The sequence below is a fragment of the Maricaulis sp. CAU 1757 genome (assembly GCF_054482675.1).
This window is the reverse complement of the sequence record NZ_JBTLRI010000001.1, coordinates 102,331-115,724: the sequence shown is the minus strand read 5'-3', so window position 1 is coordinate 115,724 and position 13,394 is coordinate 102,331. Positions and strand designations below refer to the sequence as shown.

Genomic DNA, 13,394 nt, shown 5'->3' with positions numbered 1-13,394 from the left:
ATCAGGTCCTCGATTCCGGGCGAGCCGGGCGGTCGCGGTGTTCAAGCAGGTATTCGGCCAGGCGTTCGGCGCCCCGGCCATCGACCAGGGCCCGGCCGCGATCGGACATCGTCTGCCGCACACCCTCGTCTTCCAGCAAGCCCGTGAGGGCGGCACACAAACGGTCCTGGAAATCGTCGGCGTAGGGGTCGAGCGTCAGTCCCAGGCCGAGGCGGGTAAAATCCGCGGCGCGGGCCTGCTGGTTGTCGGCCAGAGGCAGGCTGATGGCCGGAAGGCCCAGAGCGGCGGCCTCGTGAAGGCTGGTTCCGCCAGCGAGGATGGCCAGGTCGGCGCGGCGCATGGCGCGGTCCAGACCGGTCAGGTGAGACGCGTCACGGGCACCGTCGGGATTGGCCCGTTCGATGGTCAGCCGCTCGGCGGCAGGACAGGCGGCGAGGGCCTGCTCAACCCGTCGTGCGACAGGCGTGGACGTGCCGCCGAGCGAGACTAGCAGGCGCTCTGGCGGGTGATTCATGTCACGCTGGGGGGCGGTCTTCAGTCCGGCCGGAAGCAATATCCAGTCGGGCCCCGACAGGGTAGGCGTTCCAGAGGCTTCGTGTGTTTCCACCAGGCCTTGCCGCACTCTCAGCGCGACTTCTACCGCGCCCGTGAAGCCGCCCACCAGGGCAATCGGCGGGGCCGATCGCGGCCAGGCGCGCAACACGGCGTCCGGCGTGACTTTCCAGTCGCCGACCAGCCAGCTGGCCGACACGGCCGATACGGTCTCTGCCAGCCATTCCGCTTCGTGCCGGTCGTCCGGAAGGGAGACGACTTCGACCCGCTGGCGCAGGGTTTCTGGCATCGCCGCCGGGGTAGCGGTGAGCCAGGCGATGCGGGCGCCTCGCGCCATCAGGGCATCGGCGAGCGCCGCACAGCGCATGACGTGGCCGAGCCCGATCTGCCCGCCGCCGTCCGCCCTGATGGCGATACAGGCCGCTTCCGTCATCCCGAACCGGCCTCGACCAGCTTGACCAGTTCGGACTGCACCATCGACATGACCACGTTCCAGTCGCGAGCCCCCTTGGCCATGAAGGAACGCGAGGTGGGGTACCAAGGCTGGCAATCTCCGCCGAGCAGGGTCCAGGTGGTGCGGCGGGCGTGGACGAACCAGACCTCGCCTCCGCAAGCCGCAGTCAGGTTGGTGGTGGCGTTCATCGGGCCGATCACCAGGTCACAGCTCGCTCCAAGCGCAGCCACCTTGTCGAGATCCATTTTGAGATCGATGTCGCGTGGTTGGTGGATCTCGACGTCGAAACGCTCCCGGGCAGTGGCGATTTCCTCGTCGACCTCGCCATATTGGAGATTGACGAATTCGCATCCCGGCGTCCTCAGCACGCCTTCCCAGGCATCGAACGCCGAGAAGTAGCGGGATCGCTTGGCGTCCATCTTGAGGGATTTCCAGAGCAGTCCGACTTTGAGCCCGGGCCCGAAACCGTCCAGTTGCTCGCGGAAGGCTTTGCACAACTCCGGATCGGGGGTGAGAAAGGCGGGGGTGTTGGGGAACGCCTCGATCGAGCGCCGGAAAGCGCGCGGCGTGGTTCCCATGGCGGTCCAGTAGTCCGCCCCCTGATCGCTTTGGGGGGCGACGCGGATCTGCCGACCTTCGATCGTGGCCGACGCGTGGTGGCTGACCTTGGCTTGCGGGAAGGATCGCTTGACCAGCGCTTGCAGCCGGTATTCGCAGGCGATCCGCAATTCGCCTTCCGGACCCACCGCTTCCAGCAAATCGGGTACCGTGTTCATGAACAGGACTTCGTCGCCGAGGCCCTGCTCGCCCACGAGCAGCAGGGTCTTGCCCTTCAGCTTCTCCGGTTCGGTGCCGTCCCAGTAAGGCGCCCTTATCGAGAACAGGGTGGCATCCTTGCGGTTTGCATCGAGGCGGCTTTCTGCGGCATCCCAGCCGGCTCCGATCTGACCATCGGCCAGCAGAAGCAGCGAGCGGCTGTGCCGCATGGTCGCTTCTTCCATCTCGTCCGCCGGGTCCTTGAGCGCGTGCTCGTAGTGCTCCAGCGCCTTGCCCGGTTCATTGGTCATCTCATAGACGTTGGCCATGTTGTTGTGGGCCCGGCCATAGCCCGGGTTCAGGCGCAGCGCCTCCTCGAAGAAGGTGACCGCCTCCTCGGACTTGTCGGCATCATTGAGCACGACGCCCAGCGAGTTCCAGAGTTCGTAGTTTTCCGGATTGGCGTAGATCGCCGTGCGCAGGAGTTCCGTTGCCTGCTCGAACTTGCCCTGATCACGAAGCACGCCAGCCAGGTTAATTGTCCCGGCGATCGAAGTGGGGGCCAGCTGGAGTTCAATGCGGTAGAATTTTTCGGCCGCTTCCAGCATGTCGAGCTTCCAGGCTACGAGGCCGAGCTTCTGGTATACTTCAGCGTCCTTCGGATCGAGTTTCCAGGCGGTCTCGAGAAACTCGAGAGCCTTGGAGAGGCGGCCGAGATTGTACAGCATCAGTCCCATCAGATGATGGGACAGGGCCAAATCCGGAGCCATCTCGACTGTCTTGTAAGCCAGCTTCGCCGCTTCTGTGTGGTCCTGGGCCGCGGAAGCCTTCATGGCTTTCTTGGCGATGGCGATGACTTTCTGATAGGCGCGTCGCTTGTCTTTCGGGATCGCCCCCAGTCCGATCTTGACCTTGAGCTGGTCCGTTCCGGCCGCGTCGTGCGCGGCGTTCTGGACCGGCTCCGCATCGGCAGCGATCTCGGCAGTCAGATTGAGTTGCGGCGCGTCTGTCATGTCACTGGTAACCTCGTATCGAGGGCGGCAAGGCAGGAGATTCGCTTTAAGGCTTTGCTAATATCGCACTTCCCCCGGTTTCCGGCGGAAACTTTTTCTTCACATCAGATAGCCAGTGTAGCGGCAATGGATTCGCGGACCGGGTCCGACGGGCAAACGGAGACCTGCCATGCCTCTCAAAATCTCGCTCAAACCCGGCGAGAGATTTGTTCTCAACGGCGCTGTCATCGAGAATGGCGACCGGCGGGCCAATCTGGTTCTCAAGAACAAGGCGGCTGTGCTGCGCGAGAAGGACATCCTGCATGAGCAGGACGTGACCTCTCCGGCCCGCCACATCTATTTCCCGATCATGATGATGTATCTGTCCGACAAGCAGGACGACAAACTCTACGACGAGTTCGTGCTCCGCATGAACGAGTTCATGGGGGCCGTCGCAAACCCGGAAACCCTGTCGGTGTGTGTCTCGGTCAGCCGGGACGTCATGGCGGGTGAGTTCTACAAAGCGCTCATGGGTTGCCGCAAACTCATGGCTTATGAAGACGAGAGACTGAAATAATGTCGCTTCAAGCTTATCAGAAAACGGCTCAGCGGAGTGAAGACCCGCGTGCGACCGAGTATCGCCTGTTCGCCCAGGTGACCCGGTCGCTGATCAATGCGCGCTCGCTGCCGAAGGAAGATGTCCGCGGCCGGGCCGAGGCGATTGACTGGAACCGCCGGGTCTGGAGCAATCTTGCGCTGGACTGTGCCAGCGCCGACAACAAGTTGCCGGACTCCCTGCGCGCCGCGATCATCTCGCTGTCACTGTTCGCGTCCAAGCACGGCAGTGTGGCCATGCGCGAGCCGAGCGCGATTGATGACCTGGTGGACATCAACCGAACCATCATGCAGGGCCTGATGCCGCAGGCATCGGCCGACGCCGCCGGGGCCGCTACAGGGTAATAAGTGCCGCGCGGCAAGATCGCTGGGGCAGGATAGGGCGCTTCCTTCGGGAGGCGCCTTTTTTCATATTCTAATCATCTGATTTTGTTGGCTATTGAAGCGCCGGCAAGTGGCATGTCGGTTGCGAGGTCTGGGGCAGGACAAAACGTCCAGGGCTGAAAAATTCAGCTTCACCTGCTTCCAGAATGGAGAGCTACAACATGGCACTTTCTGTCAACACCAATGCTGGGGCGATGATCGCCCTGCAGAATCTGAACAAGACGAACATGGAAATGAACCAGGTTCAGAGCCGTATCAACACCGGCCTCGAAGTCGCGGGCGCGAAGGACAATGGCGGTATCTACGCCATTGCCCAGAAAATGCGTTCGGATGTTGCTGGCTATGGTGTGGTCGGTCAGAGCCTGGACATGGCTGTCTCCATCACCGATGTCGCTCTTGCGGCAGGTGAGGCGATTTCCGATCTGCTCGTGGAAATGAAGGAGAAGGCACTCGCCGGTTCTGACACGTCGCTCGACGCGGCATCCCGTACGGCCCTGAACGAAGACTTCAAGGCCCTGCGTGACCAGATCACGACGATCGTCAGTAATGCCGATTTCAACGGAACCAACCTGATTGACGGTTCGGTCACCTCGATTTCGGCTCTGGCGAATGCTGATGGCAGCAACACGATCACCGTTTCCGACCAGAACTTCTCTCTGGCCGGTGGTGTGGTCACTGTGACCGCTGCCGCGTCGTTTGCTACCGCAGGTGATGCATCCACCCTCGTGACCACGATCGAGACTTCGCTGGACAATCTCAATCAGTCCCTCGCGAAGCTCGGAACGGCTTCCAAGTCTCTTGAAGTCCACAATGACTTCGTGACGAAGCTGTCGGATTCGCTGGAAAAGGGGATCGGCAATCTGGTCGACGCGGACCTGGCCAAGGAAAGCGCCCGACTCCAGTCGCTGCAGGTCAAGCAGCAGCTGGGTGTCCAGGCGCTCTCGATTGCCAACCAGGCGCCACAGACCATCCTGTCGTTCTTCGGCTAAGTTCGTCTGTTATCGGGGCCACCTTCGGGTGGCCCCGATTTTTTTCTGCTGCATTCCGGGTGAAGCGTCAGCATGCCTGAAATTGGCCATTAACCCGATTTTAATCATAAAATTCTGCCGACCGGCAATTTTTGCCGACCATTTTTGCCGCTTTGACCGGCAATATCTGCCGGGTCAATGGTTACCGCGGCAGGAATGACTCGGCAAAAACCTCCTGCCGAATCAGCGCTCACCGAATTTACCTTTTATGACAAGGGGAAATTGGCCCCAGCCTTGCTCTTGTCTGGAGTGGGTCAGAAGACCCGGCGAGCAAAACGCTCGTTAAAACCCAGAACTGGAAAGGGCCAAGAAATGGCTACAATCAACACCAATGCCGGCGCCATGGTTGCGCTGCAGAACCTGAACCAGACCAATCGCGACATGGAGCAGGTTCAGAGCCGGATCAACACCGGTCTCGCCGTTTCGTCCGCCAAGGACAATGGCGGTATCTACGCGATCGCCCAGAAAATGCGTTCGGACGTTGCCGGTTACGGCGCCGTCGCAAACTCGCTCGACCTCGCTGCCTCGACCACGGACGTGGCCCTGGCTGGTGGTGAAGCGATTTCCGACCTGCTCGTCGAGATGAAGGAAAAGGCCCTGGCCGCTTCCGACACCTCGCTCGACAGCGCGTCGCGGACCGCTCTGAACGAAGACTTCAAGGCCCTGCGCGATCAGGTCACGACGATCGTCTCCAACGCCGAATTCAACGGCACCAACCTGATCAACGGTTCGGTGACCTCGATCTCGGCCCTGGCCAATGCCGATGGCTCCAACTCCATCACCATCTCCGACCAGAACTTCTCCCTGGGCGGCGGTGTTGTGACGGTGACCGCAACGGCGTCCTTCGCCACTGCGGGTGATGCCTCGACGCTGGTCGGCACGATCGAAACCTCCATCGACAACCTGAACTCGTCGCTCGCCAAGCTCGGCACCGCGTCGAAGTCGCTGGACGTTCACAAGGGTTTTGTCGGCAAGCTGTCCGACGCCCTGGAAAAGGGTATCGGCAATCTCGTCGATGCGGATCTGGCCAAGGAAAGCGCCCGACTCCAGTCGCTGCAGGTCAAGCAGCAGCTGGGTGTGCAGGCTCTGTCCATTGCCAACTCGGCTCCCAGCACGATCCTGGGATACTTCCGTTAATCTCGGGCCGGATGGCGGGGCTCGTCCCCGCCATCCACGCTCGTGACGCGCGGACAGCGCACAGGAGCGCTGATGGCTCCGCCTCAGCGACACAGACATGGCGGCAGAAGGATTTCAACTCCGTCCCCTCCCGATGGCAGCGCCCATCGACCAGAGAGAGATTTCAAGCGACCGGCCGCGCGAAGGCGTCAGGCGGGTCGAACCGGTTCAGGGCCAGGACGGCAGCGCCGCGCTGCATGACCGCCAGACCGATCGCTCCCAGGACATTGAACGTCTGGCCGCGCAGACCTTGCGCAATTCCAGACTGAAGATCGAGCAGGACCAGTCGTCCGGCACCTTCGTTTACTTCCTCATTGATCAGGATACCGGCGAAACGGTTCGCCGCTGGCCGCCGGAGAAATATGGCGAGCTGATGGAATTCCTGCGGACCCAGCGCGCCGGGCTGCTCGACAAGAGCGCCTGACGACAGTGCGCCCCAACACCGTTCCGGCCCGGCAAATTCGACCTACCCGGCGACGATAGCCCGGCAAGGCCGGTGCCCTGGCGGTGCCTCTCGCCATGGCTGAAGGCGTAACTTACTGATTTCTCTATTTCTCCAAGTGTGTGCCAAACCGGCACGCGACTTGCGCCTGTGTGTTCCAACAGCCGCTGAAGGCGGTCCACGGATACGCGGGAGAATGTCGCATGACCATGAGCGTCCACACCAATACCGGAGCGATGATCGCGCTCCAGAACCTGAACAAGACCAATGACGAGATGATGGGCGTTCAGACCCGCATCAACACGGGTCTCAAGATCTCGGGTGCCAAAGACAATTCTGCCATCTATGCGGTCGCACAGGGCATGCGTTCGGACGTTCGGGCGCTTGGCGCCGTCGACACCGGTCTGGACCGTGCCACCACCATCGCCGACGTGGCGCTGGCGGCGGGCGAAGCCATCTCCGATCTGCTGATCCAGATGCGCGAGAAGGCCACCGCTGCCATGGACCCGTCTCTGGATGCGTTCAGCCGCGGCGCCTACGATTCCGACTTCAAGGCCCTCGTCGATCAGGTCAGTGTCATCCTCCAGAACGCCGAATTCGATGGCGCCAACATCCTGGACGGATCGGTCACTAACGGCATCGAATTCCTCGCCGACGCTGACGCGGCCCGGACGATCACGCTGAAATCCCAGGACATGAGTTTCGGCGGCACCATCATCACCCTGGCCCAGACCGCCAGCCTTGGCACCGTGACCCTCGCCACGGCCGCTGTCACCGCGATCAAGACGAGCCTGGAGAACGTCAACCAGGCCCTCGCCAATCTGGGTTCTGACACCAAGAAGCTGGAGGCCCACTCCGGCTTTGTGAACAAGTTGATAGACTCGCTCAACAGCGGCATCGGCGATCTTGTGGACGCCGACCTCGCCAAGGAGAGTGCCAGGCTGCAAGCCCTGCAGGTCAAGCAGCAGCTGGGTGTGCAGGCCCTGTCAATCGCCAACGGCCAGCCACAGATCATCCTCAACTTGTTCAACGGCTAGGGCCCGCCCCTGCCTCCTTCTCCACCACGGCGCGGCCCTCCCTAGCGGGGGCCGTTTCCGTATCCGGTAGGCGAAGGCTTATGTTGCCGGCCAGGGAGGCCTTGTGATGACCGATACGTTCCTGCCTTACGGCCGCCAGTGCATTGACGATGATGACGTGGCGGCCGTGGTCGCGGTGTTGCGCAGCGATTGGCTCACAACCGGGCCGACCGTTGATGCCTTCGAGGCGGACTTTGCCGCCGCCGTTGGGGCGAGCCACGCGGTGGCCTGCAGCAATGGCACGACGGCCCTGCATCTGGCCCTAGCCGGGCTCGGCATCGGGCCGGGTGATGTCTGCATCGTCCCTGCGGTCACCTTCATGGCCACTGCCAATGCGGCCCGCTATTGCGGTGCCGAGGTGGAATTTGCCGATGTTGATGGCGATACCGGCCTGATGACCGCAGAGACCCTGGCCGAAGCGCTCGAACGGGCGCGCCAGCGGGGACGTGTTGCGGCCGTGCTGCCGGTGCATCTGGCCGGGCAGTGCGAGGATGTCGGGCGTCTGGCCGAGCTTGCAGAGGCAGCTGGTGCGGCGCTGGTGGAAGACGCCTGTCATGCGCTCGGAACGACCTACAGGGGCCGACCCGTGGGGGGCTGCAGGCACTCCTCAGCGAGCTGTTTCTCGTTTCATCCGGTCAAGACCATCGCCGCCGGAGAGGGCGGCATGGTGACAACAAATGATGCCGAGCTGGCCGCCCGCCTGCGGCGTCTGCGCAGCCACGGCATCGAGCGCGAGGCCACGCGGCTCGAGCGGGGGCAGGACGAGCCCTGGTGGCACGAGATGCAGGCCCTGGGCTGGAATTACCGGCTCAGCGACATCCAGGCGGCGCTCGGCCGTTCCCAGTTGTCCAAGCTTGGCCAGTTCGCGGCCCGTCGCCGAGCCTTGGCAGAGATCTATGACAGCGAGCTGGCGACCATGGGGCCTGGCATACGGCCCCTGCAGCGCACCCCGGATTGCGATCCCTGCCTGCACCTCTATCCGGCACGGGTCGATTTTGTCGACGGGCCTGACCGCTCCGTCCTGATGGCACGGCTGGCGGCGCGCGGGATCGGCACCCAGGTGCACTACATTCCGGTGCCCGACCAGCCTTATTATCGCCAGCGCTATGGCGAGCAGGAGCGGCCCGGCGCACGGCATTACTACCAACGCACGCTGTCCCTGCCACTCTATGCGGGCATGGAGGCGGACGATGCGCGCCGGGTCTGCGCGGTTCTTGCCGAGGAAATCGCCGGCTAAGCCGGAAAGCTCAGCAGCCGGCCCGGTCGAGCAGGGCCTGCAGGCTTGTGGCGTCAAGTTGTTCTGGGTTGTTGTCGGAGGCGTAGGCAAAGCCTTCCGGAACCGGGCGCGCATTTTCCGCTTCATAGACTTCGCGGACATGTTCCGAGAAGGCCGGCAGGATGGCGTAACGGTCAGCCAGCTCGACGGTGCTGCGGGCATCGTCTTCCGGCACCATGACCTCGTGCAATTTTTCGCCCGGGCGGATGCCGATCACCCGGTGCGGCAGGTCGGGCGCCAGGGTCTGGGCCAGGTCGATCATGCTCATCGAGGGAATCTTGGGCACAAAGATCTCGCCACCCCTGGCCATGGCCAGGCTGGAAAGGACGAAATTGACGCCTTGTTCGAGGGTAATCCAGAACCGCGTCATGCGGGGGTCGGTGATCGGAAGCTCTCTGGCGCCTTCCGCGATGAGGCGCCGGAAGAAGGGAATGACCGAGCCGCGGGAGCCGACGACATTGCCATAACGGACCACGGAGAACACCGGGCCGCCTTCGCCGGCCATGTGCGGTGCGGCGGTGACGATCTTGTCGGCCGCCAGCTTAGAGGCGCCATACAGGTTGATCGGGTTGGCCGCCTTGTCGGTCGAAAGGGCGCATACGTGCTGGACGCCGCGCTTGATGGCAGCGCGCACAACGTTTTCCGCCCCCATGACATTGGTCTTGATGCACTCGAACGGATTGTACTCGGCAATCGGGACATGCTTGAGAGCGGCGGCGTGGATGACAATGTCGACATCGCGCATGGCCTGGTCGAGGCGCGCCTCGTCGCGTACGTCACCGATGAAATAGCGCAGGAAGGGGTAGCGGCTCGGCGGGAAGGTCTGGGCCATCTCGTACTGTTTGAGCTCGTCGCGCGAGAAGATGATCAGCTTTTTCGGCTTGTACTCGGCGCAGATCACTTCGGTCAGCTTGCGACCGAAGGATCCCGTCCCCCCGGTTACCAGGATGGTCTGGCCGTCCAGCGACATGCGCTGGTCGCCGAAGCTGCGTTGCGGAATGGACGGGCTGGCGGTGGGATCGGGCATGAGGCCTCGCGATGGTAAGAATGCCGGCAGGCTGGGGCGCGTCGGTTAATGAGCGGTTAGGGAAGCGCCGCCGGGCGGGGCGGCTAGCGTGCTTTTCGGGCAGCCGGAGAAATGATCTTCGTTAACCCTTGCTCGCAACACTTTGTTCGTACCCGTGAACGACAATGGCATGTCAAATTGGCAGGAGCTCAAGGTGAGCATTATCGGGTTGGACATGAACGTGCTGACGGGCTGGTATCAGTCCCGTATCAACACGTCGCTGGCGTCGTCTTCGGCGCTGTCCGGCGTCGCTGCGTCGCAACGCAAGGAAGACGTCGCCCCGCCGCCGTGGGACCTGCAAAGCAAGCAGCTGCAAACGCTCGAGGACATGCGCCGCAAGGTGCTGGCCACGAACGATTTTTTTCTGGACCCGAGCCGCGAGTTCTCCGACCTCGACGCACCGGACGACCACAAGTCGATGTTCTCGCTGCACCAGGGCCTGAAGCGGCTGGCATCATTGGCCGAAGAGGCGCGCGACCCGACCACCAACGACACCCGGCGCGACCTGCTTAACCGAGCCCTGCAAAAGGGTATGTCGCAGCTCGACGACTACTTCCAGGACATGGACCTCGACACGGTCAACCTGCTCAAGGGTGAGCAGCTGACCAAGGTGGAAAGCGATGTCGCGGTGTCACGCGGCCTGTCCGAATTCAAGACAGGAACCATTCACACCGGCGACTTCGACGCCGAAGTGGCAAGCCTGACCGGTGACGTGCAGTTCAACATCGCCATCACCAAGAACGGGGCGACGACAAATATCGCCATTGACCTGGCCGACATGGGCACGACGACCCGCAACCTCGACAACATCGTGGCTCATATCAACACCCAGCTGGAAGCGGCCGGCATGGTGTCCCGCTTCGAGCGCGCCAAGATCGGCGAGAAGAATGATGTCGGGGTGGTGCCGGGCAATAATTACGGCTTCCGTATCGCCGGCGTGTCGACCGAGGCGCTCAGCTTCTCCGCGCCCGCGGCCCAGCCGGCCGTCTACATGGCCGGTATTTCCGGGCTCGGCGAAACCGCCGGCGGGCAAATCGTCAAGTTGACCGACCTGGCCAGCGGCAACCCAACGACCGGCTTCACCACCCGTTTCAGCGCCGACCCGACGTCCAGCGAAGTCGCGGTGCCGGGCGCCGAGGATGGCGAGACGCGCACCAAGCAGGTCGACAATCCCCTGGAAATCCAGGCCACGGCCGCCGGCGCGGACGGTGGCATTTATGTCGTCGGCAAGACCCTCTCGACCACCGATGGCCAGGTGCTCAAGGGCGAGCAGGATCTGGTCCTGGCACGCTATGACAGCAATGGCACACGGGTATGGAGCCGGGTTCTAGGCGCTGCCAGCGAGGCGGAAGGCAGCAGTATCGCGGTCGACGCCAGCGGCAATGTGATCGTCTCCGGCCAGGTCACTGGCGGGCTGGATGACACGACCGCAATCGGCGGCAAGGACGCCCTGGTGGTCAAGTATTCCGCCAGCGGGGTCGAACAGTGGGCCCAGCGCTTTGGCGGCACTGGCGACGACAGTGCCTCGACCGTCGCCGTGGCCGCTGACGGAACGGTTTTCGTGGCCGGCAAGTCGGCGTCGGCCTTTGGCGGGCAAGCGCATGGCGGCGGCGCCTCGGACGGGTTCGTGCGGGCTTTGGGCACGGACGGTTCGACGCTTTGGACGCGCCGGGTCGGCGATGCAGGCGACGAGACGATCAAGTCCGTTGCCATTGCCGGCGACGGCAGCCTCCTGGTGGCCAGCAATGAGGGCGGCAGTGCCGTTGTGCGCAAGTTCTCGACCGCGGACGGCACGTCGGCGGCCATCTGGGAACAGAATTTCGGCAGTCTCGATGACGGCGCCGTGGGTGAGCTCGCGGTGGACGGCAATGACATCTACCTGACCGGTTCGGCCGGCAATGCATTTGCTCCCAGTGCGCCGCTTGCGGCCCATGCCGGCGGCGGACGTGACGCTTTCCTGGTCAAGATGACAGACGGCGCGACGCCAAGTGTGGCCTACACCACTTTTGTCGGATCCGACCAGGAGGATGGCGCCGCGACGCTCGAAGTGTCCGGCGGCAAGGTCTACATGGCGGGGAAGACGCTGGGCGGTATCAATGGCGGGACGCTGCAGGGCGAGCGCGACGCCTTTGTCGCACAGCTCGACGCGACCACCGGCGGGCTGGACTGGAGCAAGCAGCTTTCCGGGCGTGGTGGCCTGGCCGAAGCGCGCGGGCTCGCCGTTGGGGCTGGCGATGACTCGATCCTGTCAGCGCTGGGCCTGCCTGCTGGTGACGTGAGCTATTCGGACACCCGCGTGGTCACGGATCGCAGCTCGGCGCGGGAAGGTGATCACTTCTACGTGTCGGTCGATGGTGGCCGGCGCAAGAAAATCACCATCGACAATGACGACACGATGCGGTCGCTGACCTTCAAGATCAATGCGGCCCTGGTGCTCAACGGCACGGCCGAGGTGAAGCGTGGCTCGGACGGTGACCAGCTGCGCATCAAGGCGGCCGAAGACAAGACGATCGAACTGTTCGCCGGCGGGGACGGCCGCGACCTTCTCAAGTCGTTGGGGATGAGCCCCGGCGCCATCGTCAATACCGGTTCGCTGCTCGACAAGGACGACAAGACCTCGGACGCGCCACCACTGTTTGCCCTGGAATTGCCGACCTCGATGTCCATTGCCAGCGAGGAAGATGCCGAGAAAGCGTATGAAACACTGCAGGACAGCATGTCCGTGCTGCAGCGCGCCTATCGCGAAATCACCATGGACCCGGCCCTGAAAGCGCTGCTGGAAGGTCCTCAGAAAGGCAAGAAGGGCGGATCGGTGCCCGCCTATTACAACGCCCAGCTGGCCAATTACCAGGCCGGGCTCGCACGGCTGAATGCCGGTCCGAGCAATGGCGGCGGCTATTTCTGACGCCGGAATCGCATGACCAGCAGGCGAGGGGCGGTGCCGGGGCCGATGGTCCGGCCTGCCTCGATATGTTCACTCATCCCGGCAAGTGCGAAGCCGCACGAGAGGGCCTGCCCGACATACTCGGAAACCGTGTGCAGATAAGCTTCCACCAAGGTGGAGCCGGTGCTCGTGTCAATCCGCGCCTGACGCCCCATGAGCTGGCGGAACGGGTGCAGCTCGCTGATGTAGAACTCACCGCCCGGCTTCAATGCGCGCGCCGCCTCGGCCATGACCGGGGCAAGCGTGTCGACGTGTTCGAGCACGAGATTGGCCGTGACCAGATCGGCCTGTCCTGGATCGATCGGCCATGGTTCGCGAATGTCATGCTGGCGCCATTCCACATGCTCGCCTAGGCCACGGGCACGGCCCCGGTCCAGCATTTCCGGTGTCACGTCGAGGGCGAGGATGTGGGCTGCACGCGCTGCCAGCCAAGCCGTATTCTTGCCGGTACCTGCACCCAGTTCGATGACGCGGGCGCCATCGATATCCACATCGCTGCCGCGCAGTATCAAGGCGTCCAGATCACGCGTGGTGTTGTCATTGCTGTCGTAGACGCCGGCCCATTCGGAATAGGCCTGGCGGATGGGAACGGGCTCGGTCATCGGCGTTACCGGATATGATTGAAATATGAGT

The 13,394-nt window shown here is 63.1% G+C and carries 11 protein-coding genes and 1 pseudogene; 8 read left to right on the top strand and 4 right to left on the bottom strand.

What is annotated here, in order from left to right:
- Position 1: 1 nt before the first annotated feature.
- Both ACXYMR_RS00570 and ACXYMR_RS00565 read right to left on the bottom strand, forming a co-directional pair.
- Positions 2–985, bottom strand: coding sequence for a hypothetical protein (locus ACXYMR_RS00570; RefSeq protein ID WP_458940795.1), 984 nt, complete (start codon positions 983–985; stop codon positions 2–4).
- Entirely contained in the window at positions 982–2,775 is a 1,794-nt protein-coding gene (locus ACXYMR_RS00565; protein WP_458940794.1) for a tetratricopeptide repeat protein, read from the bottom strand. The genes ACXYMR_RS00570 and ACXYMR_RS00565 overlap by 4 nt, the downstream gene beginning before the upstream one ends.
- A gap of 169 nt (positions 2,776–2,944) precedes the next feature.
- Here ACXYMR_RS00565 and flbT point away from each other — a divergent pair.
- The 7 genes and pseudogenes from flbT to pseC all read left to right on the top strand — a co-directional run bounded on the left by flbT (position 2,945) and on the right by pseC (position 8,712).
- Positions 2,945–3,371, top strand: a pseudogene (gene flbT, locus ACXYMR_RS00560) (flagellar biosynthesis repressor FlbT).
- On the top strand, positions 3,331–3,714 hold the full coding sequence (gene flaF / locus ACXYMR_RS00555; RefSeq protein ID WP_458940793.1) for a flagellar biosynthesis regulator FlaF: 384 nt from the start codon (positions 3,331–3,333) through the stop codon (positions 3,712–3,714). Before flbT ends, flaF begins: the two are co-directional and overlap by 41 nt.
- 200 nt (positions 3,715–3,914) lie before the next feature.
- Positions 3,915–4,742, top strand: a complete 828-nt coding sequence (locus ACXYMR_RS00550) for a flagellin (RefSeq protein WP_458940792.1) — start codon at positions 3,915–3,917, stop codon at positions 4,740–4,742.
- A 351-nt stretch (positions 4,743–5,093) separates the two neighbouring features.
- Complete coding sequence (locus ACXYMR_RS00545; RefSeq protein ID WP_458940791.1) at positions 5,094–5,918, top strand: flagellin; 825 nt, start codon at positions 5,094–5,096, stop codon at positions 5,916–5,918.
- A 133-nt stretch (positions 5,919–6,051) separates the two neighbouring features.
- Positions 6,052–6,381 (top strand): flagellar protein FlaG, encoded by a 330-nt coding sequence (locus ACXYMR_RS00540; protein WP_458940790.1) that lies wholly within the window; start codon positions 6,052–6,054, stop codon positions 6,379–6,381.
- Between the two features lie 221 nt (positions 6,382–6,602).
- A complete protein-coding gene (locus ACXYMR_RS00535; protein WP_458940789.1) occupies positions 6,603–7,436 on the top strand; it encodes a flagellin in 834 nt (277 codons plus the stop codon).
- A 106-nt stretch (positions 7,437–7,542) separates the two neighbouring features.
- The gene (pseC, locus tag ACXYMR_RS00530) at positions 7,543–8,712 is read left to right on the top strand and encodes a UDP-4-amino-4,6-dideoxy-N-acetyl-beta-L-altrosamine transaminase (RefSeq protein ID WP_458940788.1); all 1,170 of its coding nucleotides are present in this window, start codon (positions 7,543–7,545) and stop codon (positions 8,710–8,712) included.
- A gap of 10 nt (positions 8,713–8,722) precedes the next feature.
- On the opposite strand, the gene pseB is transcribed toward pseC, so the two are convergent.
- Positions 8,723–9,778, bottom strand: a complete 1,056-nt coding sequence (gene pseB / locus ACXYMR_RS00525; RefSeq protein ID WP_458940787.1) for a UDP-N-acetylglucosamine 4,6-dehydratase (inverting) — start codon at positions 9,776–9,778, stop codon at positions 8,723–8,725.
- A gap of 169 nt (positions 9,779–9,947) precedes the next feature.
- Here pseB and ACXYMR_RS00520 point away from each other — a divergent pair, with 169 nt between their 5' ends.
- A complete protein-coding gene (locus ACXYMR_RS00520; RefSeq protein WP_458940786.1) occupies positions 9,948–12,722 on the top strand; it encodes a hypothetical protein in 2,775 nt (924 codons plus the stop codon).
- Here ACXYMR_RS00520 and ACXYMR_RS00515 read toward each other — a convergent pair.
- Positions 12,713–13,363: a class I SAM-dependent methyltransferase gene (locus ACXYMR_RS00515; RefSeq protein ID WP_458940785.1), complete on the bottom strand. Its 651-nt coding sequence runs from the start codon at positions 13,361–13,363 to the stop codon at positions 12,713–12,715. The two genes, ACXYMR_RS00520 and ACXYMR_RS00515, sit on opposite strands and share 10 nt — an antisense overlap.
- Positions 13,364–13,394 lie beyond the last annotated feature (31 nt).

What these genes read in the sequence shown, in the direction of transcription:
- ACXYMR_RS00570 (WP_458940795.1), bottom strand. Translation starts at nt 985, where the DNA reads ATGACGGAAGCGGCCTGTATCGCCATCAGGGCGGACGGCGGCGGGCAG.
- ACXYMR_RS00565 (WP_458940794.1), bottom strand. Translation starts at nt 2,775, where the DNA reads ATGACAGACGCGCCGCAACTCAATCTGACTGCCGAGATCGCTGCCGAT.
- flaF (WP_458940793.1), top strand. Translation starts at nt 3,331, where the DNA reads ATGTCGCTTCAAGCTTATCAGAAAACGGCTCAGCGGAGTGAAGACCCG.
- ACXYMR_RS00550 (WP_458940792.1), top strand. Translation starts at nt 3,915, where the DNA reads ATGGCACTTTCTGTCAACACCAATGCTGGGGCGATGATCGCCCTGCAG.
- ACXYMR_RS00545 (WP_458940791.1), top strand. Translation starts at nt 5,094, where the DNA reads ATGGCTACAATCAACACCAATGCCGGCGCCATGGTTGCGCTGCAGAAC.
- ACXYMR_RS00540 (WP_458940790.1), top strand. Translation starts at nt 6,052, where the DNA reads ATGGCAGCGCCCATCGACCAGAGAGAGATTTCAAGCGACCGGCCGCGC.
- ACXYMR_RS00535 (WP_458940789.1), top strand. Translation starts at nt 6,603, where the DNA reads ATGACCATGAGCGTCCACACCAATACCGGAGCGATGATCGCGCTCCAG.
- pseC (WP_458940788.1), top strand. Translation starts at nt 7,543, where the DNA reads ATGACCGATACGTTCCTGCCTTACGGCCGCCAGTGCATTGACGATGAT.
- pseB (WP_458940787.1), bottom strand. Translation starts at nt 9,778, where the DNA reads ATGCCCGATCCCACCGCCAGCCCGTCCATTCCGCAACGCAGCTTCGGC.
- ACXYMR_RS00520 (WP_458940786.1), top strand. Translation starts at nt 9,948, where the DNA reads ATGTCAAATTGGCAGGAGCTCAAGGTGAGCATTATCGGGTTGGACATG.
- ACXYMR_RS00515 (WP_458940785.1), bottom strand. Translation starts at nt 13,363, where the DNA reads ATGACCGAGCCCGTTCCCATCCGCCAGGCCTATTCCGAATGGGCCGGC.